This window comes from Pseudomonas sp. GD04015 (genome assembly GCF_029837675.1).
Classification (GTDB): domain Bacteria; phylum Pseudomonadota; class Gammaproteobacteria; order Pseudomonadales; family Pseudomonadaceae; genus Aquipseudomonas; species Aquipseudomonas paralcaligenes.
The window spans coordinates 88,446-114,402 of the sequence record NZ_JAOEEE010000003.1; the positions used below are offsets into that span (position 1 = coordinate 88,446).

24 protein-coding genes and 1 pseudogene are annotated in these 25,957 nt (G+C 66.4%); 13 read left to right on the forward strand and 12 right to left on the reverse strand.

The window, feature by feature from the left end; all coding sequences use genetic code 11:
• Positions 1-26: 26 nt before the first annotated feature.
• Entirely contained in the window at positions 27-860 is an 834-nt protein-coding gene (locus N7640_RS03345; RefSeq protein ID WP_279905418.1) for a metal-dependent hydrolase, read from the forward strand.
• Here the strand turns inward: N7640_RS03345 and N7640_RS03350 are convergent.
• The 4 genes from N7640_RS03350 to N7640_RS03365 form a co-directional block, all read right to left on the reverse strand.
• Positions 853-3,558: a LuxR C-terminal-related transcriptional regulator gene (locus N7640_RS03350; protein ID WP_279905417.1), complete on the reverse strand. Its 2,706-nt coding sequence runs from the start codon at positions 3,556-3,558 to the stop codon at positions 853-855. The two genes, N7640_RS03345 and N7640_RS03350, sit on opposite strands and share 8 nt — an antisense overlap.
• Positions 3,559-3,757: 199 nt before the next feature.
• Positions 3,758-5,125, reverse strand: a complete 1,368-nt coding sequence (locus N7640_RS03355; protein WP_279905416.1) for a DUF1329 domain-containing protein — start codon at positions 5,123-5,125, stop codon at positions 3,758-3,760.
• A gap of 29 nt (positions 5,126-5,154) precedes the next feature.
• Positions 5,155-6,921 (reverse strand): DUF1302 domain-containing protein, encoded by a 1,767-nt coding sequence (locus tag N7640_RS03360; protein WP_279905438.1) that lies wholly within the window; start codon positions 6,919-6,921, stop codon positions 5,155-5,157.
• A 246-nt stretch (positions 6,922-7,167) separates the two neighbouring features.
• Entirely contained in the window at positions 7,168-8,850 is a 1,683-nt protein-coding gene (locus N7640_RS03365) for a fatty acid--CoA ligase (protein ID WP_279905415.1), read from the reverse strand.
• A gap of 180 nt (positions 8,851-9,030) precedes the next feature.
• Here N7640_RS03365 and N7640_RS03370 point away from each other — a divergent pair, with 180 nt between their 5' ends.
• Positions 9,031-10,206, forward strand: a complete 1,176-nt coding sequence (locus tag N7640_RS03370; protein WP_279905414.1) for an acetyl-CoA C-acyltransferase — start codon at positions 9,031-9,033, stop codon at positions 10,204-10,206.
• Between the two features lie 57 nt (positions 10,207-10,263).
• Here N7640_RS03370 and N7640_RS03375 read toward each other — a convergent pair whose 3' ends face one another.
• Entirely contained in the window at positions 10,264-11,448 is a 1,185-nt protein-coding gene (locus N7640_RS03375; RefSeq protein ID WP_279905413.1) for an MFS transporter, read from the reverse strand.
• 79 nt (positions 11,449-11,527) lie between these two features.
• Between N7640_RS03375 and N7640_RS03380 the strand changes: the two genes are divergently transcribed.
• Entirely contained in the window at positions 11,528-12,310 is a 783-nt protein-coding gene (locus N7640_RS03380) for a helix-turn-helix transcriptional regulator (protein ID WP_279905412.1), read from the forward strand.
• A 6-nt stretch (positions 12,311-12,316) separates the two neighbouring features.
• Here the strand turns inward: N7640_RS03380 and N7640_RS03385 are convergent, their stop codons facing one another.
• Positions 12,317-12,946 (reverse strand): LysE family transporter, encoded by a 630-nt coding sequence (locus N7640_RS03385; protein ID WP_220812911.1) that lies wholly within the window; start codon positions 12,944-12,946, stop codon positions 12,317-12,319.
• Positions 12,947-13,025: 79 nt separating this feature from the next.
• Between N7640_RS03385 and N7640_RS03390 the strand changes: the two genes are divergently transcribed.
• The 5 genes and pseudogenes from N7640_RS03390 (at position 13,026) to N7640_RS03410 (ending at position 16,969) form a co-directional block, all read left to right on the forward strand.
• Positions 13,026-13,994, forward strand: a complete 969-nt coding sequence (locus N7640_RS03390) for a 2-hydroxyacid dehydrogenase (RefSeq protein WP_279905411.1) — start codon at positions 13,026-13,028, stop codon at positions 13,992-13,994.
• 34 nt (positions 13,995-14,028) lie between these two features.
• Complete coding sequence (locus tag N7640_RS03395; protein ID WP_279905410.1) at positions 14,029-15,027, forward strand: class I SAM-dependent methyltransferase; 999 nt, start codon at positions 14,029-14,031, stop codon at positions 15,025-15,027.
• A gap of 131 nt (positions 15,028-15,158) precedes the next feature.
• Complete coding sequence (locus N7640_RS03400) at positions 15,159-16,226, forward strand: GGDEF domain-containing protein (protein WP_220812914.1); 1,068 nt, start codon at positions 15,159-15,161, stop codon at positions 16,224-16,226.
• Positions 16,227-16,354: 128 nt separating this feature from the next.
• Positions 16,355-16,678, forward strand: a pseudogene (locus tag N7640_RS03405) (cold shock domain-containing protein membrane protein); the annotation flags it as partial.
• Between the two features lie 39 nt (positions 16,679-16,717).
• Entirely contained in the window at positions 16,718-16,969 is a 252-nt protein-coding gene (locus tag N7640_RS03410; protein WP_262880352.1) for a cold-shock protein, read from the forward strand.
• A gap of 140 nt (positions 16,970-17,109) precedes the next feature.
• Here the strand turns inward: N7640_RS03410 and N7640_RS03415 are convergent, their stop codons facing one another.
• Entirely contained in the window at positions 17,110-17,316 is a 207-nt protein-coding gene (locus N7640_RS03415) for a SlyX family protein (RefSeq protein WP_220812916.1), read from the reverse strand.
• 2 nt (positions 17,317-17,318) lie between these two features.
• Positions 17,319-17,744: an HIT domain-containing protein gene (locus N7640_RS03420; RefSeq protein WP_220812917.1), complete on the reverse strand. Its 426-nt coding sequence runs from the start codon at positions 17,742-17,744 to the stop codon at positions 17,319-17,321.
• A gap of 731 nt (positions 17,745-18,475) precedes the next feature.
• Between N7640_RS03420 and N7640_RS03425 the strand changes: the two genes are divergently transcribed.
• The gene (locus N7640_RS03425) at positions 18,476-19,717 is read left to right on the forward strand and encodes an OprD family outer membrane porin (protein WP_220812918.1); all 1,242 of its coding nucleotides are present in this window, start codon (positions 18,476-18,478) and stop codon (positions 19,715-19,717) included.
• A gap of 81 nt (positions 19,718-19,798) precedes the next feature.
• Here the strand turns inward: N7640_RS03425 and N7640_RS03430 are convergent, their stop codons facing one another.
• Positions 19,799-20,206 (reverse strand): PaaI family thioesterase, encoded by a 408-nt coding sequence (locus tag N7640_RS03430; protein ID WP_279905437.1) that lies wholly within the window; start codon positions 20,204-20,206, stop codon positions 19,799-19,801.
• Between the two features lie 101 nt (positions 20,207-20,307).
• On the opposite strand from N7640_RS03430, the gene N7640_RS03435 reads away from it, so the two are divergent.
• Both N7640_RS03435 and N7640_RS03440 read left to right on the forward strand, forming a co-directional pair.
• Positions 20,308-22,023, forward strand: a complete 1,716-nt coding sequence (locus N7640_RS03435; protein WP_279905409.1) for a proline--tRNA ligase — start codon at positions 20,308-20,310, stop codon at positions 22,021-22,023.
• Positions 22,024-22,042: 19 nt separating this feature from the next.
• Complete coding sequence (locus N7640_RS03440) at positions 22,043-22,993, forward strand: hypothetical protein (protein ID WP_279905408.1); 951 nt, start codon at positions 22,043-22,045, stop codon at positions 22,991-22,993.
• Here N7640_RS03440 and N7640_RS03445 read toward each other — a convergent pair whose 3' ends face one another.
• Together N7640_RS03445 and N7640_RS03450 are read right to left on the reverse strand one after the other, a co-directional pair.
• Positions 22,994-23,266 carry an acylphosphatase gene (locus N7640_RS03445; RefSeq protein ID WP_279905407.1) on the reverse strand — a complete coding sequence of 91 codons (273 nt, stop codon included), beginning with the start codon at positions 23,264-23,266 and terminating at the stop codon, positions 22,994-22,996.
• A 5-nt stretch (positions 23,267-23,271) separates the two neighbouring features.
• On the reverse strand, positions 23,272-23,739 hold the full coding sequence (locus N7640_RS03450; RefSeq protein WP_279905406.1) for a TlpA disulfide reductase family protein: 468 nt from the start codon (positions 23,737-23,739) through the stop codon (positions 23,272-23,274).
• A 30-nt stretch (positions 23,740-23,769) separates the two neighbouring features.
• Between N7640_RS03450 and N7640_RS03455 the strand changes: the two genes are divergently transcribed.
• Both N7640_RS03455 and N7640_RS03460 read left to right on the forward strand, forming a co-directional pair.
• Positions 23,770-25,179 carry a PilZ domain-containing protein gene (locus N7640_RS03455; protein WP_279905405.1) on the forward strand — a complete coding sequence of 470 codons (1,410 nt, stop codon included), beginning with the start codon at positions 23,770-23,772 and terminating at the stop codon, positions 25,177-25,179.
• 122 nt (positions 25,180-25,301) lie between these two features.
• On the forward strand, positions 25,302-25,694 hold the full coding sequence (locus N7640_RS03460; protein WP_220812924.1) for a hypothetical protein: 393 nt from the start codon (positions 25,302-25,304) through the stop codon (positions 25,692-25,694).
• A gap of 51 nt (positions 25,695-25,745) precedes the next feature.
• Here the strand turns inward: N7640_RS03460 and N7640_RS03465 are convergent, their stop codons facing one another.
• A complete protein-coding gene (locus N7640_RS03465) occupies positions 25,746-25,937 on the reverse strand; it encodes a hypothetical protein (protein WP_279905404.1) in 192 nt (63 codons plus the stop codon).
• Between the last annotated feature and the right edge of the window lie 20 nt (positions 25,938-25,957).

Here is a 25,957-nt window from a genome sequence, read left to right on the forward strand (position 1 = left end):
TCGATAACAACAAGATGGGAGGCCGCATGCACTGCCCCACCCCGCACGACCTGCTGATCAAACCGCGCCAGCCGGAATTCGCCTTTCCCTCGCCCTGGGTGCGCCACTGGCATGGCGGCGACGCATTCAAGAGCCACTTCTTCGATGCCATGTCGCTGCTGTTCCCCGACGGCGAGCGCTTCTTCATCGATTCGGTGCGCGCCTACCGGGACCAGGTGACCGACCCGCACCAGCAGGCGCAGATTCGCGGCTTCATCGGCCAGGAAGCCCACCACAGCCGCGAGCACCAGCACTACAGCGACGCCCTGCGCGATATCGGCTACGACCTGGACTATCTGGAGCGGCGCCTGAAGAGGCGCCTGGCCTTCGTTCGCAAGCACCTGCCGCCCAAGGTGCACCTGGCCGCCACCACCGCCGTTGAGCACCTGACGGCGATCATGGCTGACGCGATCCTGCAGAACCCGGACTGGCTGGCCGGCGCCGATCCCGACATGGCCCGCCTGTGGCGCTGGCATGCGCTGGAAGAGAGCGAACACAAGGCGGTGGCCTTCGACCTCTACCAGCAGGTCTGCGGCAAGACCTGGCTGCGCCGCCGCGCCATGCTGCAGAGCACTTTCTTCTTCACCCTGGACACGTTCAAGGGCCTGGTGCACATGCTGCGCCGCGACGGCCTGCTGGCGAGCTGGCGGGTGTGGAAGGACGGCCTGGCCTGGCTATGGGGCAGTCGCGGCATCCTCCGACCGCTGGTGCGCGCCTACCTCGACTTCTACCGGGCGGACTTCCACCCCTGGCAGCACGACAACCTGCAACTGATCCTGGAGAGACGCCGGGAGTTCGACCTGCCCGCCGAGGTCAGCTGATCAGCCCGAGCCCCTTGGCCCGGGCCACCGCCTGGGTCCGCCGCTCGACACCGAGCTTGCTGTTGATGTGGCGTGCATGGGTCTTGACCGTGTGCAGGGAGATGAACAGCCGCTCGCTGATTTCCTGATTGGAACAGCCCAGGGCGATCAGCCTCAGCACCGCCAGTTCGCGGGTGCTGAGCGCCTCGGCCGCACCGACGGGCAAGGACTCCACTTCCTGATCCCCCGGCAACCACTGCAGCAATTCTTCGCCGAGCGGCGTGGGGCGCACGGTCTGCAACTGCGCGCGCAACCAGGCCGGCTGGTGGACGAGCAGCTCGTAGAACGGTAGCAGGGCACCGCCGCCACCGGCTTCCAGACTGCTCGCCAGTTGCTGCTGGGCATCGCGCTCGCGCCCCCCGGCATACAGCAACATGCTCAGCTGGACCTGGGCGAACACGGCCATCAACTGCCCGCCCTGGGCCTGGGCACGCTGCAGCAATGCGCGCAGGCGCCGCTCCGCCGCCTCCGGCTCGCCCTGGCGCCGCTCCAGGGCCGCCTGCTGCAACTCGATGTGCAGCGACAGCTGGGGATGAAACTCCGGCGCACAGGCTGCCTGCTCACCGCCGTAGGTCTCGGCCAGGCGCAGGAGCCAGGCGTTGGCCAGGTCGACCTGGCCCTGGCTGAGCCACAGCTCGCACTTGGTCACCGTGATCATCGCCAGGTAGTACACCGGCGGGATGTCCCACACGTGCATCAGGCGCTCGGCCTCGGCCAGGTGGGCGAACGCCTCGTTGAACCGCCCCACCCTGCCCTCCTCGCTCGCCAGGAAGCAGTAGCCCACCAGCAGGCTGATATCGCGGCAGCCACGGGCCTCGGCGATACCGGCCTGGATGCGCGCGCGGGCTTCCTCCGGGCGCAGGCGCAGGCAGAGCAGGAGCCCCTCGTACAGGGACAGGCGCGCGCGCACCGCGTAGACCCGCCGCGACGACAGATCATTCAGGCGGTCCAGGCCGGTGCGCACTTCCTCCAGCGCGCGCACTATCTCGCCGCGGGCCAGCAGGACCCGGGCGCGGCCGTAGTGACAGAAAGCCTCGAACAGCGGGTTCTCCTGCCGCTGGGCCAGCTCCAGGGCCTCGCGGTTGAGGCCGCGGGCGCGCCACAGGTCGCCGCGCACCACCGCCAGGTTGGCCAGCGTGGCGAGACACAGCAGGCGCGCGCCGTAATGCTGGGTGGCCGCTCCGGCCAGCGACTGGGTGCAATAGAGTTCAGCCCTCTCGCTGTCGCCGCGGCCACGGGCGATCACACCGCTGACGGCCAGCCATTGCGTCATCAGGGACTGCTGCTCCGCCGGGCTGGGCGCAGGCAGGAAGCGTTCGAGATGGCCGACCAGCTGCTCGGCCGCATCCAGCTGGCAGGCCAGGGCCAGCGCCCAGCCGTACAGCAGGATCAGGCGCGGCGAACTGGTCAGCAGGCTGTCGGGCAGGTCCATCTTCCAGCGCAGCAGCATGGCGACGTTCTGCTCGGCGAGCAGCTGCTCCTCGGACAGGTTCTGCACCAGGCTGGCCGCCACGTCGGGGTGGCCGGCACGCAGCGCCTGTTCGATCGCTTCGTCCAGTTGGCCCTGGCCACTGAACCAGCGGCAGGCGCGCAGATGCAGGCGCGTCTGCTGGCTGGCCGGATTGGCCCGCAGCAGGTCGGAGAATAGGTGGTGATAGCGGAACCAGCGGCCCTGGTCGTCGAGGGGTACCAGGAACACCTGGTGGGCCTGCAGGTGCTGGAGGATGGCGGCGCTGTCGTGGCTGTCGCGCACCGCATCGCACAGCTCGGCGCAGAAGCGCTCCAGGCAGGCGGTGTCGTAGAGAAAGGCCTGCAGTTCGGGACTCTGGCGCTCGATCACCTCTTCCAGCAGGTAATCGCGGACCATGCCCTGGGCGCCACTCAGGACACACTCACCGCCGGCGGACGTCAGCAACCACAGGCGCAGGCCGGCGACCCAGCCCTCGCTGCGCTGCAGCAGGCTGTCCAGCAGCTCGCCGGGCAGCTCGGCACCCTGGGCCAGGAGCAGTTCGCGGGTCTCGTCCAGGGTCAGGCGCAGGTCCTGCTCCTGCAGCTCCAGCAACTGGCGCGACAGGCGCAGGCGGGCCAGGTGCCAGTCGGGGCGCTGGCGACTGGTGACGAGCACCAGCATGCCGGGCGGCAGGTGGTTGAGGAAGAACTGCAGGCAGCGGTCCAGCACCGGTCCCTGGGCCAGGTGGTAGTCGTCCAGCACCAGCAACAGCGGGCTACCGGGATCGAGCACCCTGCCCAGGTCGTCGAGGAGTCCGTCCAGCAGCTCCTCGAAGGCGAAGGGCTGGTGGCGCTGGCGCATCTTCAGCAGGCCCAGCGCCTCGTCGCCGAGCCGAGGGAAATGCTGGCGCACGCCCTCCAGCAGACGCTCGAGAAACCGCCCCGGATCGCTGTCCCGGCCATTGAGAGCGAGCCAGAGACTCCGCCAGCCGGCCGGCAGTCCCTCGCAGAACTCGATGGCCAGGGAGCTCTTGCCGAAACCGGCGGGCGCGGTGACCAGCAACAGGCGCCCCGCCATCCCTTCCTCCAGGCGCTGGCACAGCCGCGGACGGCGTACATGGCCTTCGGGCAGGGGAGGACGAAAGAATCGCCCCTCGCCGGTGACCACCGGAAAGCTGGCGAAAGGTGTGGAGCGGGACAGATCGGTCACGAGGGTGGTCGGCATCCGGGAGCGCGAATTGTCCGCAGCCTATCCCCTCCCACCTCGCATTTGAAGCCCGGGCAGGCCTCCGAAACAAAAAAGTGCCGGGAGCACTTTTCCGATGCCGCCCTCCGAAGGCGGATGGCGGCCATGAATAGCAGCCACAAAAAAGCCGGCACGAGGCCGGCTTCTTCGAGTGCAGCGGAGATTAACGCACGCCGGCCTGACGCAGGGCTGCCGGGGTGAAGTCGGTGGTCGCGGCCTTGTAGCCGAAATCGTAGGCCTTCTTCTCCTCGTTCTTCATGCCCAGGGCCAGGTAGCGGCCGGAGATCACGTCGTAGAGGGTTTCCACGGTGTACCACGGCACTTGCTTGTCGTAGTAGTACTGGGAATGGGCCTCGGCAACGCGCCACAGGGAGCCACGACCGTCGTAGTGGTCGATCACCACGGCTTGCCAGGTGTCCTCGTCGATGTACATGTCACGCTTGGCGTAGATGTGACGCTCGCCTGCCTTCAGGGTGGCGGTCACCTGCCAGACGCGGTGCAGCTCGTAGCGGGTCAGGTCCTGGTTGATGTGGCCGGCCTTGATCACATCGGCGTATTTCAGCTTCGGCGAGTCGAGGTCGTAGGAGTTGTACGGGATGTAGATTTCCTTCTTGCCCACCAGCTTCCAGTCGTAGCGATCCGGAGCGCCGTTGTACATGTCCAGGTTGTCCGAGGTACGCAGACCGTCGGCGGCGGTACCCGGGCCGTCGTACGACACCTGCGGCGCGCGGCGCACGCGGCGCTGACCGGCGTTGTACAGCCACGCCAGACGCGGCTCCTTCACCTGGTTCAGGGTCTCGTGCACCAGCAGGACGTTACCGGCCAGACGCGCGGGCGCGGTCACGCGCTGCTTGAAGTAGAACAGGATGTTGCTCGGCTTGCTCGGATCGTAGTCGGTCAGGCTGGTCGGGAAGACGAATTCATCCTGGAAGTACACCAGGCTGAACGAGCCGTTCGCCTGCGGGGTGGCCTGGGTCACCAGGCGACGCACGCTGCCGCCGCGATAGCGGGTGATCTGGTTCCAGACCACTTCCAGGCCGTTCTGCGGGATCGGGAACGGGTTGGCGGTCTTGAAGTTCTCCAGACCGTTGCCGCCCTCTACCAGCTTGGTATTGGTGGCGTTGTGCTTGGTGTCGTCCAGCACGTTCTGCGGCAGGGTCGCGGAACGGTGGGTGGTGTACACCGGCATCTTGTAGGTGTCCGGGTAGCGCTTGAACATTGCCAGCTGGCCAGGGGTCAGCTTGTCCTTGTACTGCTCGACGTTCTGCGCGGTGATGGTGAACTGCGGCTTCTCGTTGGCGAACGGGTTGGACAGGAAGCCCTTGTCGTCGGCGGTGCCCGCGTTCTGCGGCAGGCCGCCGGTCCACTCGGGGATGGTGCCATCGGCATTGCCGGCCTTCTCGGCGCCGACCGGGGTCAGGGTGGTGCCGAGCTTGGCGGCTTCGTCGGCGGAAACGGCAGCCATTACGCTGGTGGCCAGTATGGACAGCGCCAGCGCACCGGATTGCAGCAGGTATTTAGTTGTTTTCATGTGCATACGTTCCTAATGGTTCTATTCCGTCAGAAGTTCACGCCAAGGCTCAACGCAACGAAGTCGCGGTCGATGTTGGTGTTGTACTCGCCACCGAAGAAGTCGGTGTAGGACAGGCTGGCGGTGTAGGTATTCTGGTACTCGGCGTCCACGCCGATGCTGATGGCCTTGCTGCCTTCGTTGAAGGTCGGGCTGTAGCCATCCACGTCGTGAGACCAGGACAGGTTGGGCTTCAGGTTCACACCGGCGAAGACGTCGTTGTAGTCCAGGCTGGCGCGAACGCGGTAACCCCAGGAGGTATTGGTGAAGTAGCCCTTGCTGTTGCACTCGTCCGGGTTGGCGGTGTTGGCGATACCGGTGCAGAGGCTGTTGGTAGGCAGTACGCCAGAGCCGTATTCGGGCGCACGACCGAAGCGCAGTTCGTTCTGCCCCAGGTTGCTCACGTGGGTATAACCGACCTCACCAACCAGGGTCAGACGCTCGGCGAACAGCACCTGATCGACGAACTGGGTGACGGTGACCTGGGCCTGGGTCATCGGCTTGCGCACGTAACCCTTGATCTGCTCGCCGTCACCGAACGCGGCGTGGCCGCTGGTGAAGATCGGGCTGTTGGTGGAGACGCCCAGCGCCTGGGCCACCGGGCCCTGGGCAATGGAGGCCAGGGTCAGGTCGAAGGTGTTGAGCTGCATCGGCATGTTCGGCCGATAGCTCAGTTCACCGGACACTGCGGTGGAGCCGACGTTGGTGGAGAAGCTCACGCCGTGCAGGCGGATGTCTTCCGGGTAGTCCAGGTGGTACTTGGCATACAGCTCGCCAGTGGCGGGATTTTCCACCGAGCCGGGGCTCAGGTAGATATCCCGGCCGGACTGGAAGGACAGGTTGGGTGTCCGGCTGTGGTAGTTCATGGTGTAGAAGCCGAACTCGGTATCGTTCAGCTCCGGCGAGAACCAGCGAATGGCCACGCCCCACTGGCCGCTGTCGCGGGCATCGTTGTCGCCGGTGCGGCCGACGTAGCGGTAGCCGGCGCCGCCGGGACCGTCGAAGTCGCTGCCAAGCACGGCCAGGCGATCGGTACAGCCGTCAGCCACCACGTCGAGCGAGAAGAAGGTGCCGCAGTTGTCGACGACCGACTGGTCCCACTCCAGCTGGTAGAAGGCCTCGGCCGAGACGTTGTCGGTCAGGCTCTGGGAAACGTAGAACATGTTGACCGGGATCAGGCCTTCCTTGATCTCGGCGCCCGGACGGCGGAACGCGGCTACGTCGACGGGGTTGATGGAGTTGACGGAGTTGAAGATGAAGGTGCTCTCACCCCAGCTCACCACCTGCTTGCCCAGGCGCACACTGCCCGGCTGATCCGCCAGGGTGTAGTTGTGGTAGAGGAAGGCGTCGAGCAGCTGCACGCCGGAGGCCTGGGCAGCTTCCTTGCGATTGTGGTCGTCAATGTCGTACAGCAGGCGGTGCTCGTCCTTCAGCTCGAAGTCGTACCAGTACTTGCCACGGACGAAGACGCCGGTATCCCCGTATTTCAGCTCGAGGTCGTGGATGCCCTTGAAGATCTTGGAGAAGGTCTCGCCTTTCTTGAAGTTCAGGCGGCCATCGTCACCGGTCTGGGAGGAGGCGGAGCCCCCGTTGCGCTGACCGACCAGCGAAGGATCCGCGTTGCGCACCGACCAGCTGGCACCAACGGACATGGAGGAATCGAGCTGACCTTCGATCTCCCCGATGTTGAAGGTGACGCCGAATGCCGGGGCAGCGAGGGTTGAGGCGAGGCTGACTGCCAGAGGCAGTTTGGCCATGCGCCAGAACGGTTTATGGGTTGTCATCGACGCTACTCCATTGTTTTTTTGTTATGGATGCTGCGGACTATATCCAGCGCCCCCCGAGGCTTGATCCCCCGAAAGTGTGATTTCCAGCCCCCAACCTCTCTAGACCGGCCGGTCACGCGATGCGTCCCCGGCCGGGTTGACACCCGACAGCAATTTACAAGCCAAGCGTTTGCTCGGGTTCGTGGCGAAAAGGGGGTAATCCCTTCCGCTCCGGTCTCACAGCGTAGACAAAAATGCGCTGCCGGCCTCTTGCCACTGCGCGATATCCACACGGATGCGTTTCTTGTCCAGCTTGCCCACACTAGTTTTGGGAATATCGGTAACAATCGCGATCTGAGTGGGTATCGCCCACTTGTTGATGTGCCCCTGCTCCACGAATGGCTTGAGATGCTCCTTGAGCAGCTTGGCATCCAGGCCCTGGTCGTCACGCAGCACCAGCAGGGCGAAGGGACGCTCGCCCCACTGCGGGTCGGGCACGCCGACCACGGCGACTTCGCGCACCGCCGGGTGACGGCTGATCAGGTCCTCCAGCTCCAGCGAGGACAGCCATTCGCCGCCGGTCTTGATCACGTCCTTGATGCGGTCGCGGATGTCGATGAAGCCGAACTCGTCCAGCGTCGCCACGTCGCCGGTATGCAGCCAGCCGTGTTCCCACAGCTCGGCGCTCTTCTCCGGCTCGTTGAAGTAGCCCATGGTCAGCCACGGCGCGCGCAGCACCAGTTCGCCCTGGGTCTCGCCGTCGGCCGGCAGCAGCTGGCCGTCCGGCCCCATCAGCGCGGCCTCCACCAGCGGAACCGGCACGCCCGCCTTGATCCGGTAGGTGATCTGCTCGTTCTCGCTACCTGCCTTGAGTTCGTCGTTGATGTGGGCGCACGAGATCAGCGGGCAGGTCTCGGACATGCCGTAGGCCGCGGTGAGCTGGATGCCCCTGGCCTTGGCCGCGTCGTACAGCGCGCGGTTCAGCGCGCTACCGCCGATGATGATGCGCCAGTCGCCGAAGTCGACGCCCTGGGCCGACTTGGCGTTGAGCACCATCTGCAGGATGGTCGGTACGCAGTGGGAGAAGGTGACCTTCTCCTTCTGCCACAGCTGGACCAACAGCTCGGGGTCATAGCGCCCCGGATACACCTGCTTGATACCGAGCATGGTGGCGACGTAGGGAATGCCCCAGGCATGCACGTGGAACATCGGGGTGATCGGCATGTACACGTCGTCGGAGCCGAGCAGGCGCACGCTGTCCAGGCTGCCGAGCACGCTGGCCTCGGCCAGGGTGTGCAGCACCAGCTGACGGTGGGTGAAATACACCCCCTTGGGGTTACCGGTGGTGCCGGTGGTGTAGAAGGTGGTCGCCACCGAATTCTCGTCGAAGTCCGGGAAATCGTACTTCGGGCTGGCCGCAGCCAGCAGGCTCTCGTACTCGCCGACCAGGTTGGGCAGGTCGGCGGTCTTCTCGGCGCCATCGGTGAGCAGCAGGGTCTTCTCGACCGTGGTCAGCTGGCCCTCGACCGCCTTGTACAGCGGCAGGAACTCGCTGTTGACCAGGACGAACCGGTCCTCGGCGTGGTTCATGGTGTAGAGGATCTGGTCGGCCGACAGGCGAATGTTGATGGTGTGCAGCACCGCGCCGATCATGGGGATGGCGAACATGCATTCCAGGTAGCGGTGGCTGTCCCAGTCCATCACCGCCACGGTGTCGCCGGCCTTCACGCCCGCCTCGGTCAGCACGTTGGCCAGGCGCGCCACCCGCTCGTTGAAGGTGGCGTAGCTGTAGCGCAGCTGGTCACGGTAGACGATCTCGCGGGTCTTCTCGTAACGGCTGCCGGAGAGCAGCAGGCGCTTGATCAGCAGGGGCGCCTGGTGGGCGCGTTCGGTCGGGGGGATGACACGGGTCTGCAACATGGCTGGTAACCTGTTTTCTTGGAGTTGTCTTGTCGGGGGCCAATCTAGAACCGCTCTGGCTCCGACTTAATCCACCCAAAGAATGATTTTTCGCGTGACCGGTCACCCACCTTCGGTCACGAAGTAGAATCGACTCATACCCGCCGTTCCCGGCCCTACTTCTGCAGAGGTAATACTTCAATGTCCGATATCGTCATCGTCAGCGGAGCCCGTACCCCCATGGGCGGTTTCCAGGGCAGCCTGTCCGGGGTGCCCGCCGTCGACCTGGGAGCCGCCGCCATTCGCGAAGCGGTGAGCCGCGCCGGCATCCAGCCGGGCGATGTGCAGGAAGTGATCATGGGCTGCGTGCTGCCCGCCGGCCTCAAGCAGGGCCCGGCCCGCCAGGCCGCACTGAACGCCGGCCTGCCCTCGGCCACGGGCTGCACCACCGTCAACAAGCTGTGCGGCTCGGGCATGAAGGCAGTGATGCTGGCCCACGACCTGCTCAAGGCCGGCACCAACGAGGTGATGGTCGCCGGCGGCATGGAGAGCATGTCCAACGCGCCCTATGTCCTCGAGAAGGCCCGCACCGGCCTGCGCATGGGCCACGGCGAGATCAAGGACCACATGTTCCTCGACGGCCTGGAAGACGCCCGCACCGGCCGCCTGATGGGCTCCTTCGCCCAGGAGACCGCCGACAAGTACGGCATCACCCGCGAGGAGATGGACGCCTACGCCATCGAGTCGCTCAAGCGCGCCCAGGCGGCGATCCAGAGCGGCGACCTGGCCGGCGAGATCGTCCCGGTCACCGTCACCAGCCGCAAGGGCGAGGTGGTGGTGAAGGACGACGAGCAACCGCTGACCGCCAACCTGGACAAGATCCCGGGCCTCAGGCCGGCGTTCCGGAAGGACGGCACCATCACCGCCGCCAACGCCAGCTCCATCTCCGACGGCGCCAGCGCCCTGGTCCTGATGACCGCCGAGGAAGCGGCCCGGCGCGGCCTCAAGCCGCTGGCCAGGATCGTCGGCCACGCCACCCAGAGCCAGGACCCGAGCGAATTCACCATCGCCCCCATCGGCGCGATGAGCAACCTGTTCAAGAAGACCGGCTGGAGCAAGGACGACGTCGACCTCTACGAGATCAACGAAGCCTTCGCCATGGTCACCATGCTGGCCATGCGCGAACACGGCCTGGACCACGCCAAGGTCAACGTCTTCGGCGGCGCCTGCGCCCAGGGCCACCCGGTCGGCTCCACCGGCTCGCGCCTGATCATCACCCTGATCAACGCGCTGCAGAAGAAGGGCGGCAAGCGCGGCGTCGCCTCCCTGTGCATCGGCGGCGGCGAGGCCACTGCGGTGGCCATCGAACTGCTGTAACGCAGAGGCTCTCTCCGGTCACCCACAGGGCGCGGTCATCACCGCGCCCTGTGCGTTTCAGGCCGGGACTCTGACGGGTGCCGGCTGGCCGGTGCGGGGAAACGCCAGCGCCGCGACGAAGGTCAGCGCGGCGAACGCCGCCAGCACCGCGTACAACCCGGCCAGTCCCTGACGCGGCTCGACGAAGGCGATCAGCGGGATCGCCGCCGCGCTGGCGCCGAAGGACAGGAAGTAGCGCAGGGCGAACACCCGCGACTGCCACTGCGGCGCGACGAACTGGGCGACCATCGCGTCGTTCACCGTGACCTGGCCGAACACCGCGAACATCAACCCAGCCCCGGCGGCGACCAGCCCCCAGCCCTCGGCCTGGGTCAGCGCCAGCAACAACGGAGCCTGCACCAGGGTCAGCACCACGAACGGCGCCTTCAAACTGAAGCGGTCCAGCAGACGCCCCATGATCAACTGCGCCACCGCGCCAAAGGCATAGGCCAGGCTGACGATCAGGCCGAGCCGCTGTGGCGATGCCGACCAGGCGCCCAGCCCCGCTTCGAACAGCTTCGGATAGGTCACCGTGGTGGCGTTGAACACCACGCCGCCGGTGGCCGTGACCACTGCCAGCACGCCGAACACCAGCGGCATCGACAGGCGCCGGCCATCGCGACCGCGCGGCGCCGCCGGCTGGACCGGGACCGGTGCCTCGCGCCGCACCTGCCAGGCGAAGGCCAGGCCGATCGCCACGGCCACCGCGCCGGGCAGCAGGAACGCCGCGCGCCAGCCGAACTGCGCCACCAGGAAACCGGTGACCAGCGCCGAGAAGGCCACGCCCAGGTTGCCCCACATGCCGTTGACGCCGATCTCGTGGCTGCGCCGCTCGGCGTGGGCCACCAGCATGGCGGTGCCGACCGGATGGTAGATCGCCGCGAACACGCCGATCAGCGTCAGCCCCGCCACCAGCATCGGCACGCTGCTGGCCAGCCCGGTGATGATCGCCGAGGCGCCGATGCCGATGAAGAACAGCTGCAGCATGTGCCGGCGATCCCACTTGTCGCCCAGCCAGCCGGCCGGCAGCGAGCAGGCGCCGAAGGCGATGAAGCCGCCCAGCGACAGGCCGATCATCTCGGCGTAGCTCAGCCCGAAGCTGGCGGTCATGCCCAGCACCGCGGCGGGGTAGATCAGCATGAACATGTGGTCGAGCACATGGGCGGCGTTGACGTAGCGGATGATGGTGCGGGGCAGGCTCATGAGGGCATTTCCGTCTCGCTTGGTGGGAAGGAAATGCCATGCTAGGTTGGCGCTGAATCGCATACCTGACAGAGAAGTCATGCAATCGGACAAATGGCTGGACTTTCCCAGCCACAGCCAGCTCGCCGCCCTGCCCTTCGACTACCCCGACGGCCACTGGATCGAGCCGCACAGCCACCCGCAGGCCCAGTTCCTCCATGCGGTCGCCGGCATGATGCGGCTGGTCACCGCGCGCGGCGCCTGGATCATCCCGCCGGGGCGGGCGGTGTGGATTCCGCCGGGCCTGCGCCACGAAATATTCGTCTCCGGCGAGCTGCGCATGCGCCCGCTGTTCATCCCGCCGCAGCGTTGCCCCGCGGGACTGGAAGACTGCTGTGTGCTGGTGGTCACGCCCCTGCTGCGCGAACTGATCCTGCGCGCCAGCGACGGACAGCCGGAGGCGGATGTGCGCGAGCTGATCGAGCAACTGATCCTGCATGAACTGGCAGCGCTGGAACGCCTGCCGCTGCACCTGCCGATGCCGCGCGACCGCCGCCTGCAGGCGATCTGCCGGGCGCTGCTGCAGAGCCCGGAGCATCCCTACCGGCTCGAGGACTGGGCCCAGCAGGCGGGCGCCAGCTCGCGCACCCTGGCGCGTCTGTTTCGCCAGGAACTGCAGATGAGCTATCAGCAATGGCGCCAGCAACTGAGCCTGACCGAGGCGCTGCCGCGCCTGCTGGCCGGCGCCAGCGTCCAGGAAGTCGCCCACGCCCTTGGCTACGGCAGCGGGCGGGCCTTCAGTGCCATGTTCCGCCGGCTGCTGGGGGAGAACCCGCGCGAATACCTGAAGGCCCTGAACCGGCTGGCCGAGCTACGAACCTGAGTTCCCTCAACGCAGCTCGGTGAACGCCAGCTTGATCCCCAGCCCCACCAGCACCGCGCCCATCAGCCGGTCGAACCAGTGGCCCATGCGGGCGAAGCCAGCGCGCACGCGGCGCTGGCTGAACAGCAGCGCCACCAGGCAGAACCACAGCGCGGTGGCGAAGGCCAGGTACACGCCGTAGCCGGCCTGCACCGCCAGCGGCGTGTGCGGGTTGATCACCACGGTGAACAGCGAGAGGAAGAACAGCGTGGCCTTGGGGTTGAGCCCGTTGGTGACGAAACCGGTGACGAAGGCGCCCCGCGCCGAGCGCTGCTGGCCGTCGACCGCGACCTCCAGCTCGCCGGCGGCCGCCGGCCTGGCGCGCAACGCCTTGATGCCGATGTAGAACAGGTAGGCCGCCGCCAGCCATTTCAACGCATTGAACAGCACGATGGACTGGGACACGATCAGGCCGATGCCGAGCAGCGAATAGGCGACGTGGACGAAGATGCCGACACCCACGCCCAGCGCCGTCCAGGTACCGGCGCGGCGACCGTGGGCCACGCTCTCGCGCACCACGATGGCGAAGTCCGGCCCCGGGCTGGCCACCGCCAGCAGGTGGATCAGGGCGACGGTGAGGAACTCCGTCCAGTACATGCGACCTCCGCAGGGTGGGAATCGGTGAGACAGGCTGGCAACCTTACGCCTGTCCTCCGCATCCAGACAGGTACAGCTGATGAACAACAGCGCGCGTGCGGTCTTTCTCGACCATGCCTCCCTCGACCTCGGCGACCTCGACATGGCGCCGCTGCGCCAGGCCTTCGGCGAACTGGTGCTGCAACCGAGCTGCGAGGAGGCAGACGTGGCCGGCCTGCTGCGCGGCGCCCAGGTGGCGATCAGCAACAAGGTGAACCTGAGCGCCGAGACCCTGGCGGCCTGCCCGGACCTGAAGCTGATCCTGATCTCGGCGACGGGCACCAACAACGTGGACCTGGCCGCCGCCCGCGAGCGCGGCATCGTCGTCGCCAACTGCCAGGGCTACGGCACCGCCTCGGTGGCCCAGCACACCCTGATGCTGCTGCTCGCCCTGGCTACCCGCCTGCCCGACTACCAGACGGCGATCCGCGATGGCGCCTGGCAGCGCGCCAGCCAGTTCTGCCTGCTGGACTTCCCCATCGTCGAACTGGAGGGCAAGACCCTCGGCCTGCTCGGCCACGGCGAGCTGGGCGGCGCGGTGGCGCGCCTGGCCGAAGCCTTCGGCATGCGCGTGCTGCTCGGCGCCCTGCCCGGCCGGCCGCCCCGTGCGGATCGCCTGCCGCTGAGCGAACTGCTGCCCCAGGCGGACGCCCTGACCCTGCACTGCCCGCTCAACGAACAGACCCGCGACCTGATCGGCGCCGCCGAACTGGCGCTGATGAAGCCCGGCGCCCTGCTGGTCAACACCGCCCGTGGCGGCCTGGTCAACGAGCAGGCGCTGGCCGACGCGCTACGCGCGGGACACCTGGGCGGCGCCGCGCTCGACGTGCTCAGCGAGGAACCACCCCGCGACGGCAACCCGCTGCTGACGCCGGACATCCCGCGCCTGATCCTCACTCCGCACAACGCCTGGGGCAGCCGCGAGGCACGCCAGCGTATCGTCGGGCAACTGGCGGAGAACGCCGGGGCTTTCTTCGCCGGCACGCCAAGGCGGGTGGTCAGCGGGTAAACTACGCGCCCTTTTTCTGCAGCGGAGCATGCCCATGGACCCACGAAGCGAAGTGCTGCTGCGCCAAGTGGAACTGTTCCAGGGCGACCTGCTGCTGGCCGGCCTGCCGGGGGACGACCTGCTCGGCCAGTTGCCGCACGCCCACGGCTGGAGCTGGCACGCGGGCGAGCAGGGTGCCCTCGATGCGCGCTTCCCCGGGCGCAGCCTGTTCGGCACCCGCCCGCCCGAGCGGACATTCGACAGCGCGGTGCTGTTCCTGCCCAAGTCCCGCGAACTCGCCGACTACCTGCTGCAGGCCCTGGCTGCCCGCCTGGACGGCCGTGAGCTGTACCTGGTCGGCGAAAAACGGGGCGGCATCGAGCGCGCCGCCAAACAGCTCGCCGCCTATGGCAAGCCACGCAAGCTCGACAGCGCGCGCCACTGCCAGCTCTGGCAGGTCACCGTCGAGCAGGCGCCGGCGGCCCCCGACCTGGGCGCGCTGGCCCAGCGTTTCGAACTGGCGTTGAGCGACGGGCCGCTGCAGGTACTGAGCCTTCCGGGCGTGTTCAGCCACGGCCGCCTGGATCGCGGCAGCGCACTGTTGCTGGAGCATCTGGACGACCTGCCCCAGGGCCATCTGCTGGACTTCGGCTGCGGCGCCGGAATACTCGGGGCCGTGCTCAAGCGACGCAATCCCGCCTGTGCCGTCAGCCTACTCGACGTGGACGCCTTCGCCGTCGAGAGCAGCCGCATGACCCTGGCAGCCAACGGCCTGGAGGCCGAGGTGATCGCCGGGGACGGCATCGATGCGGCGCCGACCGGGCTGTCGGCGATCATCAGCAACCCGCCCTTCCACGCCGGCGTGCATACCGACTACCAGGCCAGCGAGCACCTGCTGCGCCAGGCGGCCCGCCACATGGCCCCGGGCGGCGAACTGCGGCTGGTGGCCAACAGCTTCCTCAAGTACCCGCCGTTGATCGAGCAGCACCTGGGCCGCTGCCACACGCTGGACGAAGACGAAGGCTTCCGCATCTATCGCGCACGGCGCACCTGAATCGTCGTTCATGAGCGGCCGGATCACCCGCGCATCCCCCATGTAGAGCCGCCTGCGCCCCTTTTTCGCTAGGCGCGCGCACTGCGGCTACTCTATTCTTTGTCAATTCCCACCTCGCCACAGTGACGTGCATGAGCCAGCCGCCGAAAGCCCCCTCCATTCTCGAGCTGTTTCCCGAAGAGACCCGCGAGGCTGCCGATCTGCTCAAGCAAGCGGTGCCGCACATGGTGCGCCACGACATCCCGCCGAATCCGGTGCACTACGCCCTCTGGTACAGCTACTGCAAGGGTTCGGAGCCCGACCTGAACCGCCGCCTGGACAAGATCATCAAGGACTTCTCCAGCTTCCCGCCGGAAACGGCCGTCAAGCTGTTCCGCGACTTCATCATCCGCGGCGAACTGGAAGAGGCCCGCGCCGGGCAGCGGCAAGTGATCGAACTGGTCGACGACATCGAAGACGACGTGAAGCGCAACGTCAGCGGCGGCCAGCATTACCATGCCAGCCTCTCGCAGGGCCTGGCCGCGCTGCAGGAGCCGATCGTCGACGACCTGCCGAGCGTGCTCAACGAACTGCAGCTGAGCACCCAGCAGATGCAGGAGCAGCAGGAAAAATTCCTCTATCGCCTCAAATCGGCACAGGCCGAGATCCAGAACCTGCGCAGCCAGCTGGAGCGCGCGCAGGCCGCGGCCACCCTGGACAGCCTGACCCACGTCTTCAACCGCCACGCCTTCACCCGTCTGCTGGAGCAGGCCCTGGCCGGCGACACCAAGGGGCTGGCGCTGGTCATGCTGGATATCGACCACTTCAAGCAGTTCAACGACCAGTACGGACACCCGCTGGGCGACCGCGTGCTGCAGCATGTCGGCCAGCTGCTGCGGGACCTGCTCCCGGCCCGGGGCGTGGCGGCACGCTACGGCGGCGAGGAATTCTGCATCATCCTCAAGGACTGCTTCGATCTGGAAACCGCCGGCGAATTCGCCGAGCAGCTGCGCCAGAAGATCCAGGCGCTGCGGGTCAAGGTGCGCAGTACCGACAAGGTACTGGACACCATCACCGCCTCCTTCGGCCTGGCGCTGGCCGAGACGGGCGACAACTTCGACAGCCTCGTCACCCGGGCGGACGACGCCCTCTACCAGGCCAAGCGCAACGGCCGCAACCAGATCCACCCGCCCACCCCGAAGGAAGCGCTAACCGCTTGATTTGAGCGCATATCCTCTTTGCGGTTAAATAGCCGCCGTGCCGCATCGCCGCGGCATAGGCGGAGCCCATCGCCCGATGTCCGCTCCGCTCCTCGATTAGCCATTTCGAACAAGCGAGTTTCTCTACCATGTTGAAGATCGTTCACCTGATCACAGGCGGCGGCGCTCTGCTGCTGTCCTTTACGCCAAGTCTTCGTAACGACGAGCTGTCCTACCTGCAACAACCGGATGCCCTCTACCTGGCCCTGTTCGGCCTGGCCAACCTGCTGCTCGCGCCGCTGCTGCCGGTTCGCCACGACGGCGTGCGCAACCAGCTGCAGGCCCTGGTATCGGCCCTGCTGGTGTTCGCCAGCGTGCTGCAGGCGCTGATCCTGCTGGCGCCGCTGGCCCAGATCGGCAATCAGCCGGCCGTTTCGCTCAGCCTCATCACCCTGCTGGCCGCCACCCTGCTGCACCTGGCCATCAACCTGGGGGGCAATCGCCCGAGCAGCATCACCCCGGCCGTCCAGCGCGAACTCGACGAGAACCGCGAGACCGGCACCGTCAAGTGGTTCAACACCTCGAAGGGCTTCGGCTTCATCTCGCGTGACAGCGGCGAAGACATCTTCGTGCACTTCCGTGCCATTCGCGGCGAAGGCCACCGCATCCTGGTCGAGGGCCAGCGCGTGGAGTTTTCCGTGATGCAACGCGACAAGGGCCTGCAGGCCGAAGACGTGATCATCGCCCTGCCCGGCCACCGTTAATAAAGGAAGGATGCAAAAAAGCCCGCTCGACGCGGGCTTTTTCGTGGCCTATGTCCCCGTTAGTCGTTGCACACCTTGTGGGAGCGGATTTATCCGCGAATTGCGCCACCAACACGTAACGAGGACATAGCTTTTTCGTTTCAGTAGTGAGGCGGCGGCGCCTCGTCCTCCGCGATGCCGAACTGGCCCTGGATCTCCTCCTGCCGCCGCGCGAGCGCCGCGACCTGCAGCTTCAGGCGCTCGATAACCTGCTGTTGCTCCACCACCACATCGTTCAGCGCCGCGATGGTGTCATCCTGGAACGCCTGGCGGCTCTCCAGCTCGATCACACGCTGTTCCAGATCCATGCTCAGCTCTCCACGAAGCGGAAATCGTCGGTGACCACCCGCGTCAGCCGCTCGCGAACCGCCGCGGCTTCCTCGGCGCCGTAAGGGCGGGCCGGATGCCTGCCCCAGACGGGAGCCGGCCAGGCCGGGTCCTCCCGCCGCCGCACGATCACATGCATGTGCAGTTGGCTGACCACGTTGCCCAGGGTGGCGACATTCATCTTGTCGGCCACGAAAGCATCCTTGAGCGCCTCGGCCAGGCGTGTGGTCTCCAGCCACAGCTGCTGCTGGTCGGCCGCATCCAGCTGGAACAGCTCGCTGACGTCTTCGCGCCTGGGCACGAGGATGAACCAGGGGTAGTTGGCGTCGTTCATCAGCAGCAGGCGACACAGGGGAAAGTCGCCCAGGACCAGGCAATCCTGCTGCAAACGGGAATCCAGACTGAACATGCGTTTCTCCTCCAAGCCGACAATCGGCGCGCAGCATAGCGGGACAGGCCCGGCAATTCATCTCCATCCGGACGACACCCGGGAAGCGGAACGACGCGCCAAAACAAGGCGACGTCCGGACGGGTCCGGGCGGTTGTACCGGGGCATGACCGGACACCGCCCCAAAAGTGGGCAAAACTACCCAGGCGACGCCCACAAACTGACCAACCGCACAGACAGGAAACGTTACCGGCCGATACTGTCACCCTCGGAAGCCGACGTGCGGTAACAACGACCGCTTATGGCAAGTAAGGATAGCCGCCGGGCGACGATCGGACATGGCCTCGCGAAGCCTGTAACTACAAGGCCTGCGAGGCACGCAAACATGAAGTTGCGGCACAACGGTAAATGATTGCGAATCCTGTTCGTCACTTTGTGCATGGAAGTTGCTAAGAGTCTGGCACCCTCTGCTCGTGCGCACCCTGCAGTCGGGCTGCAGGCCCCTAAGCCGTTGGATTTGCAGCCTTTTCAGGGAGAAGGGAAGAAACGTCCGACACGGCTGGAATCTACAGAAATGCGACGTCGACAATGTAAATTTGCGACGCCGATGTAAATAAGCCGTAGGAAATCAATGATATCTGTCGCCAATTTAAGCCTCCGTGCTATAAGTTAGCGCCGACACAAAAAGAAAGAGTCGCCCAGAAAACAAACAATGGGCGGCACAAATCTTCTAAACCAAAGGAGCAATCACAATGCAAGTGATGAAGTGGAGCGCACTGGCTCTCGCCGTGACCGCCGGTACCACCCAACTGGCATTCGCCAGCGCTCAGTCCGAGTCCAAGGGCTTTGTGGAAGACAGCAGCTTGAACCTCCTGCTGCGCAACACCTACTGGAACCGTGACTACAACAAGGGCGTTTACGACCGTAGCACCTGGGCCCAGGGCTTTATCACCACCTTCGAATCCGGCTTCACCCAAGGCACCGTAGGTGTGGGCGTGGACGGCTTCGGTCTGCTGGGTCTGAAACTCGACGGCGGCCAGGGCGACATGTTCCCGGGCGAGCGCAAGGACTGGAACGACTCCGTCGGCCAGGTTGGCGCCGCGGTCAAGGCCCGCATCTCCAACACCGTGATCAAGTACGGCGACCAGATGCCGAGCATGCCGGTTCTGGCCTATGACGACTCCCGTCTGCTGCCGCAGAGCTTCACCGGTACCCTGATCACCAGCAGCGAGATCGAAGGTCTGGAGCTGAACGCCGGTCACTTCACCGCCGAGAGCCCGATGGCCTCCGGCGCCCGTGACGATGCCCGCCTGAAGAGCACCGACGTCATCGGCGGTAGCTACCAGTTCACCGACAACCTGAGCGCCTCGGTCTACTTCTCCGACGTTGAAGACGTCTACAAGAAGAAGTACGCCAACATCAACTGGACCATCCCGCTGGCCGAAGAGCAGGCTCTGAACTTCGACCTGAACTACTACAAGACCAAGTACGAAGACGACACCACCGCTGATGGCTTCTTCGGCAACGGCCTGACCGGCGACGACAACACCATCTGGAGTCTGGCCGGTAAGTACAGCGTCGGTTCGCATGCCTTCATCCTGGCCTACCAGCAGAACAGCGGCGACGTGGGCTATGCCTACGACATGGGCGACGGCGGCAGCGCGATCTGGGTAGCCAACTCCTACTACTCCGACTTCAACAACGCCGACGAGAAGTCCGTGCAGGCCAGCTATGAGCTGGACTTCACCGGCTACGGCGTACCGGGCCTGTTCTGGAAAACCGCTTACGTCTACGGCTACGACATCAAGGTGCCGGGCGACAGCGACGCCAAAGAGCGCGAGTTCTTCAACCAGGTCAAGTACACCATCCAGAGCGGCGCCGCCAAGGACCTGTCCTTCAAGGCTCGTAACTCGATCTATCGCACCGACAACCGCTTCGGTACCGACCTGAACGAGTGGCGCCTGTTCGTCGAGTACCCGCTGGAAATCCTGTAAGGATTCCCATCGAGCATCCTCGATGCGAACGAAGAAACCCGGCTTAGGCCGGGTTTCTTTTTGCCTGCATGAAATGCGTGGCTATGCCGGCAATGCGTAGGTGCCGGTGACATGCGCCACCAGCTCGCCCTCCGCGCCCTGCGAATACAACTGCACCTCGCACACCGCCTGGCGCCTACTCAGGCGCAGGATGCGCGCCTCGGCGATCAGGTCCACCGGGGCCGGCCGGGACAGGAAGTTGATGTTGAGATTGGCCGTCACCGCCATTTCCACCCGCCCCAGGCGACCCAGCACCACCGCGTACATGGCGGCATCGGCCAGCGCCATGATGGTCGGGCCCGACAGCGTGCCGCCCGGACGCACCAGGCGGGCATGGAACGGTACCCGCGCCACGGCCGTTTCCCCGTCCAGACGATCGACCCGCAGGTCGATGTCCTCCGCCATCGGCACGCCGGCGCGAATCAGTGCCTGCACCTGGCCAGCGGTCAGCTCCGCCATCGTCTACTCCCGGTCCGTCCTGTACGCCACATGGCTGGCACCGTACAATGCCGAGTCATTATTTGCCCTCGCAACCGACATAACGGCCAAACATGCGTACCAGTCAGTACCTGCTCTCGACCCTCAAGGAAACTCCCGCCGACGCCGTGGTGATCAGCCACCAGCTGATGCTGCGCGCCGGCATGACCCGCAAGCTGGCCTCCGGTCTGTACACCTGGCTGCCGCTGGGGCTGCGCGTGCTGCGCAAGGCCGAGGCCATCGTGCGCGAAGAGATGAACGCCGCCGGCGCCCTGGAGGTACTGATGCCCGCCATCCAGCCGGCCGAGCTGTGGCAGGAATCCGGTCGCTGGGAGCAGTACGGCCCCGAGCTGCTGCGCATCAAGGACCGTCACGGTCGCGACTTCTGCGTCGGCCCGACCCACGAGGAAGTCATCACCGACCTGGCGCGCAACGAGCTGAACAGCTACAAGCAGCTGCCGATCAACCTGTACCAGGTCCAGACCAAGTTCCGCGACGAGATCCGTCCGCGCTTCGGTCTGATGCGCGGCCGCGAGTTCATCATGAAGGACGCCTACTCCTTCCACCTGGACCAGGCTTCGCTGCAGGAAACCTATGACCGCATGCACCAGGCCTACTGCAACGTGTTCAGCCGCCTGGGCCTGAAGTTCCGCCCGGTGCAGGCCGACACCGGCTCCATCGGCGGCACCGGCTCACACGAATTCCACGTGCTGGCCGAATCCGGCGAGGACGACATCGCCTTCAGCGATACCTCCGACTACGCCGCCAACATCGAGAAGGCCGAGGCCGTGCCGCGCGAGAAAGAGCGCGGCGCCGCCACCGAGGAACTGCGCCTGGTCGACACGCCGGACGCCAAGACCATCGACGAACTGGTCGCCCAGTTCGGCCTGGCCATCGAGAAGACCATCAAGACCCTGGTGGTGCACGCCGCCGAGGAAGGCAAGCTGATCGCCCTGATCGTGCGCGGCGACCATGAGCTGAACGAGATCAAGGCCGCCAACCACGAACTGGTCGCCAGCCCGCTGGTGTTCGCCTCCGAGGCCGAGATCCGTACCGCCATCGGTGCCGGCCCCGGTTCCCTCGGCCCGCTGAACCTGCCGATCCCCTGCATCGTCGACCGCTCGGTGGCGCTGATGAGCGACTTCGGCGCCGGTGCCAATGTCGATGACAAGCACTACTTCGGCCTCAACTGGGAGCGCGATCTGCCGCTGCCGGCGGTGGCCGACCTGCGCAACGTGGTAGCCGGCGACCCCAGCCCGGACGGCAAGGGCACCCTGGTGATCAAGCGCGGCATCGAAGTCGGCCACATCTTCCAGCTCGGCACCAAGTACAGCGAGGCTCTGGGCTGCAAGGTGCTGGGCGAGAGCGGCAAGCCGGTGACCCTGACCATGGGCTGCTACGGCATCGGCGTGTCCCGCGTGGTGGCTGCAGCCATCGAGCAGAACTACGACGAGCGCGGCATCCTCTGGACCGACGCCCTGGCGCCCTTCCAGATCGCCATCGTGCCGATGAAGTACGAGAACGAGAGCGTGCGCGAGGCTACCGACAAGCTCTACGCCGAGCTGACCGCCGCCGGCTACGAAGTGCTGCTGGACGACCGCGACAAGAAGACCAGCCCCGGCGTGAAGTTCGCCGACATGGAACTGATCGGCATCCCGCACCGCATCGTGGTCAGCGAGCGCGGCCTGACCGAAGGCACCTTCGAGTACAAGAACCGCCGCGAGAGCGACAACCAGCAGGTGGCCGCCGCCGACCTGCCGGCGTTCCTCGCCGAGCGCATTCCCCGCTGAGTCCGACCAAGAAGCCCGCATGTTCCAGCGTCATACCCTCCGCCCCGGCGCCACCCTGCTCGGCGCCCTCTTCCTGGTCGGCTGCGCCAACCACCTGCCGCAGCGCAGCGAGCACGAGGAGCGCTTCGAGCGCCGCCTGCTCGACCACAGCCTGCAGATCGACACGGGCGAGCCGAGGGTGCTGGAGCTGCCGCAGCGCCGGGTGCGCATCCACGAACAGAAGACCTTCGAGGTCACCGAGTTCGAGGTCACCCGCCGCTACGACCGCTACACCCCCTACCAGCCGTGGCGCGAGCTGTACGAAGTGCCGCTGGGGGCGGTGGCGATCGTCGCCGGCGTGGGCGCCAACGTGCTAAACGTGGTGATGCTCGGCCGCCTGCCAGACAGCGTCACCAAGGACTGGATCAGCTACGGCTTCGCCGGCGTCAACCCGGCGATGAACGTCGAGTCCAACGGCCGCGCCGAGCAGAACCTGGCGAAGATCGAGGAAGTCCAGCTCGACCGCCGCACCGAGTACTCCAGCCTGCCCTGGGCCGAGCGCCCGGTGCAGGTCAAGGCCGGCCGGGACACCCATGAACTGACCACAGACCGCCAGGGCGTACTGCGCCTGAACCTGCTCGACGGCCCCTTCGCCGAGCACGACGCGAGCACCGTCGGCACCCTGGTGCTGAGCGTGGAAGACCCGCAGGACGGCGCCCGCGCCGACGCCACCCTGCTGGTCAGCCGGGACCTGCGCGGCAAGCTGCGCGAAGCCCACGCGCTGATCTACGACGACCTCGAGGACGACGAAGTCAGCCAGTGGGTGCACCGGGTCAAGCGCCTGTCGGACCTGGGCCTGGAAGAGGAAGCCAGCGAGCTGGAACAGAGCCTGATCGAACTGACCCGCAACGATCCGGAACTGCAGCAGGAATTCCTCAAGGCCCTGATGAAGGACGCCGGCCGCCTGGCGGCCGACCCGGGCGAGGACTGATCAGCGGCGGATGACGAAGCCGGTGATGTCCTGCACCGGCTGCTGCTCCAGCTCCAGGGCATCGACCCGCGCACTCTCAGGTCCCTGGCCCAGCCAGGCCTCCAGTTCGCGCACCGCGGGCTCTTCCCCTTCGAACAGCACCTCGACCCGGCCATCGGCGAGGTTACGCACCCAGCCGTTCAGGTCGAGACGCTCGGCCTCTTCCAGGGTGCGCTGGCGGAAGCTCACACCCTGCACCTTGCCGCCGACGAATCCATGCAGACAGATGGTCATGCGCCTCACTCCTTACTTTGCCAGTGATCGAGCCGAGTCCGCAGCCCGGCCGCCGTCTGTTCGCCGACCAGCCGCTCACGCAGGCGGCCGTCGGCGCCGATGATGTAGGTGACCGGCAACACGTCGTTGCGCGGCAGTTCGAGGCGCTCGGCGGGGTCCTGCGCGAGCACCGTGAAACGGATATCGAAGGCCTCGGTCGCCTTAACCAGGGCCTCGCCCTGCAGCGCATCGAAGTTCACCCCGAGGACCTGCGCGCCTTTGTCGCGCAACTCCTGCTCCAGCCGGTTCAGCTCGGGGATCTCGGTCCTGCAGGGCTTGCACCACTCCGCCCAGTAATTGATCACCAACCACTGGCCTTCCAGTTGTCCAGCCGTTACCTTTCGTCCATGCTGATCGACGCCCCAGTCATCGGCGCAGCCGGCCAGCAGAAGCCCGGCAACGACACCTATCACCATCTGGAGTGGCCTTCCCATGCATTCGCTCCTCGTGCACGCGGGATTGATATGACGCTGGATGCACTGCGCCTGGAAGTGCCGGACATTCTCGAAGAGCACGTCACCCGGCTCGGCGAACTCAATGCCGAACTCGCCGACGCGCGCCTGCAGCCCCGCGCAGAAGGCCTGCAGCAGGTCGTCGGACTGCTGTTCCGGCTCAATCGCAGCGCCATGACCTTACTGGAAAGGCAGCGCGCCCTGCAAAGCCTCTGCGAGGAATACCGCCACTACTGCGCGGCCATGGGCGACGGCTCGCTGCCGTCCCAGGCCTTCCTGGGGCTGTGCGAGGAACTGGCCGCCGGCTTCAAGCGCCTGCTGCTGCAGATCCTCCAGGGCCGCCAGCCCTCGCGGCCCCACCTCGCCTGGTGCCTGTACATGGCCCAGCATTTCCTCGCCCAGAGCCTGCTGCGCCACTACCAGCGCTACCAGGAGCCGCCCGCCTCGCTGTGGAGCGACAGCCACCTGCTGTACTGGATCGGCGAGCACCAGGACTGCCTGGACGAACACGTCGCCGCCCCCTTCCAGCCTACCCCGGCCGGGTCGCTGCGCGGCCTCTACCAGCAGATGCTGATGCTCGCGCTGAGCAATCCCTTCCATCTCGCCGAAGGCGAATGTGCACTGCTGTTCGGCGCCCTCACGCCGCTGGCGCCCCTCGTCCGGTTGATGCCCTGGGACGAGGACGAGGAAAGCGACGGGCCGCTGATCGACCTGAGCCAGGCCCAGCCCTGCCTGCCCTATGACACCCGGATTGACGGCTCGACCGAGCACCTGCGCCGCCTGGAACTGGGCGCGCTGCTGGTGGCCGTGGACGAGCCGGCGCCGCTGCAGAGCCCGCGCGAGCGCGAGTTGCTGGAGCGGGTCCGGCAGAACTGGCTCGGCCGCCAGCAGCGCCGCCACCCGCGGGCCGACTTCAGCGCCGACTGCAGCCTGGTGATCGGCCTGCAGGCCATCCATGCCCAGCTGCTGGAGAAGCGCCCGGCCAGCTGCGCCGCGCAGATGCTCGACGCCAGCGCCGGGGGCGCGCGCGTCGTCTGCCAGGCCGACCTGGCGGCGCAGCTCCCGGTTGGCCAGTTGGCGTTGGTGCTGCCCCGCAGCGGCACCCCGACCCTGGCGCTGGTGCGCTGGCGCCACATCAACCAGGAAGGCCTGCACCTGGGCCTGCGCTACCTCAAGGGGCTGCCGCGCGCCGTCTGGCTGAGACGGGCGCCCAGCGCCCAGACCCACCCGGGCGTGCTGCAAAGCACCCCGGAACCGGGCTCCGGCTGGCACCACGGCCTGTGGCTGCCCTGCGGGCAGTTCGTCGAGGGCGAGAACGTCTGGCTGCAGCTGGCCAACGCCAACAACCAGGCCGTGCTGCCCCTGCCGGCGGCCAACCTCGACACGCCCATCGTGGTCCGCCACCCCCTGCGCCTGGCTTGAACATTCAGCCAGGTTCTGCGACGGAAGTCTCAGCCGGCGAAGCCTCAGTGCACAGTTTCGTCACCGACCGTTTCCTATAATCGCCCCCATTCCTATACCAACGAGTTCTGCCGGAGCCCCCGATGACCCAAGCCAACGACAAGCTGATCGGCCCAGTCCCTGCCAGCATCGTCAACAGCGCGCGCCTGAGCGTGACGCCCTACGAGGGCCGGGTCGGCGAATTCAACGTGGCTGTCTGGCTGCACCTGCCAGGCCTGGCCAATCTGCCGGTGTCGCTCATGGTGCGCTACCGCGACGGCAACCAGGTGCGCGAGGTGGCGGTGGACCATGGCAAGGTCAATGGCCACAGCAAGGTGATGCTCTCCGGCGTCGCCCGCCTGCCGATGAAGGTCAGGATCGAGGACATGCAGGTGCGCCTGCGCTCGGCGGTGCCGGCGCAGACGCTGATCGTCGAGGAACTGTTCGTGCAAGCCGTGGAGATGCTGGACAGCGCCTCCCGCCAGGCGATGGCCTGACTCTCCCGGCCATTTCCCGCCCCGCTTCGGCGGGGTTTTGTTTTTCAGGGTTCAGAAAACGCCGAAGCGCACCACCGAATCGGGCTTCGTCGGCTCGGCCTCTTCGGCCGCCTGGCGGGCCAGCGCCGCCAGCGACTCGGGCCAGCGGGCGAAGCGCAGGCCGGTGATACGGTTGAGCCGCTCCAGCGCCTCGTCGGAATCCCGGGACTGCAACGGCACCACCTTGTTCTTGCTACTGCTCATTCGCCCGACATCCCCGAACC

Bases quoted from the DNA above. Each gene is read 5' to 3' on its own strand.
- N7640_RS03345 (WP_279905418.1), top strand. From the start codon at position 27: ATGCACTGCCCCACCCCGCACGACCTGCTGATCAAACCGCGCCAGCCG.
- N7640_RS03355 (WP_279905416.1), bottom strand. From the start codon at position 5,125: ATGAAAACAACTAAATACCTGCTGCAATCCGGTGCGCTGGCGCTGTCC.
- N7640_RS03360 (WP_279905438.1), bottom strand. From the start codon at position 6,921: ATGGCCAAACTGCCTCTGGCAGTCAGCCTCGCCTCAACCCTCGCTGCC.
- N7640_RS03365 (WP_279905415.1), bottom strand. From the start codon at position 8,850: ATGTTGCAGACCCGTGTCATCCCCCCGACCGAACGCGCCCACCAGGCG.
- N7640_RS03370 (WP_279905414.1), top strand. From the start codon at position 9,031: ATGTCCGATATCGTCATCGTCAGCGGAGCCCGTACCCCCATGGGCGGT.
- N7640_RS03375 (WP_279905413.1), bottom strand. From the start codon at position 11,448: ATGAGCCTGCCCCGCACCATCATCCGCTACGTCAACGCCGCCCATGTG.
- N7640_RS03380 (WP_279905412.1), top strand. From the start codon at position 11,528: ATGCAATCGGACAAATGGCTGGACTTTCCCAGCCACAGCCAGCTCGCC.
- N7640_RS03385 (WP_220812911.1), bottom strand. From the start codon at position 12,946: ATGTACTGGACGGAGTTCCTCACCGTCGCCCTGATCCACCTGCTGGCG.
- N7640_RS03390 (WP_279905411.1), top strand. From the start codon at position 13,026: ATGAACAACAGCGCGCGTGCGGTCTTTCTCGACCATGCCTCCCTCGAC.
- N7640_RS03395 (WP_279905410.1), top strand. From the start codon at position 14,029: ATGGACCCACGAAGCGAAGTGCTGCTGCGCCAAGTGGAACTGTTCCAG.
- N7640_RS03400 (WP_220812914.1), top strand. From the start codon at position 15,159: ATGAGCCAGCCGCCGAAAGCCCCCTCCATTCTCGAGCTGTTTCCCGAA.
- N7640_RS03415 (WP_220812916.1), bottom strand. From the start codon at position 17,316: ATGGATCTGGAACAGCGTGTGATCGAGCTGGAGAGCCGCCAGGCGTTC.
- N7640_RS03420 (WP_220812917.1), bottom strand. From the start codon at position 17,744: ATGTTCAGTCTGGATTCCCGTTTGCAGCAGGATTGCCTGGTCCTGGGC.
- N7640_RS03425 (WP_220812918.1), top strand. From the start codon at position 18,476: ATGCAAGTGATGAAGTGGAGCGCACTGGCTCTCGCCGTGACCGCCGGT.
- N7640_RS03435 (WP_279905409.1), top strand. From the start codon at position 20,308: ATGCGTACCAGTCAGTACCTGCTCTCGACCCTCAAGGAAACTCCCGCC.
- N7640_RS03440 (WP_279905408.1), top strand. From the start codon at position 22,043: ATGTTCCAGCGTCATACCCTCCGCCCCGGCGCCACCCTGCTCGGCGCC.
- N7640_RS03445 (WP_279905407.1), bottom strand. From the start codon at position 23,266: ATGACCATCTGTCTGCATGGATTCGTCGGCGGCAAGGTGCAGGGTGTG.
- N7640_RS03450 (WP_279905406.1), bottom strand. From the start codon at position 23,739: ATGGGAAGGCCACTCCAGATGGTGATAGGTGTCGTTGCCGGGCTTCTG.
- N7640_RS03455 (WP_279905405.1), top strand. From the start codon at position 23,770: ATGACGCTGGATGCACTGCGCCTGGAAGTGCCGGACATTCTCGAAGAG.
- N7640_RS03460 (WP_220812924.1), top strand. From the start codon at position 25,302: ATGACCCAAGCCAACGACAAGCTGATCGGCCCAGTCCCTGCCAGCATC.
- N7640_RS03465 (WP_279905404.1), bottom strand. From the start codon at position 25,937: ATGAGCAGTAGCAAGAACAAGGTGGTGCCGTTGCAGTCCCGGGATTCC.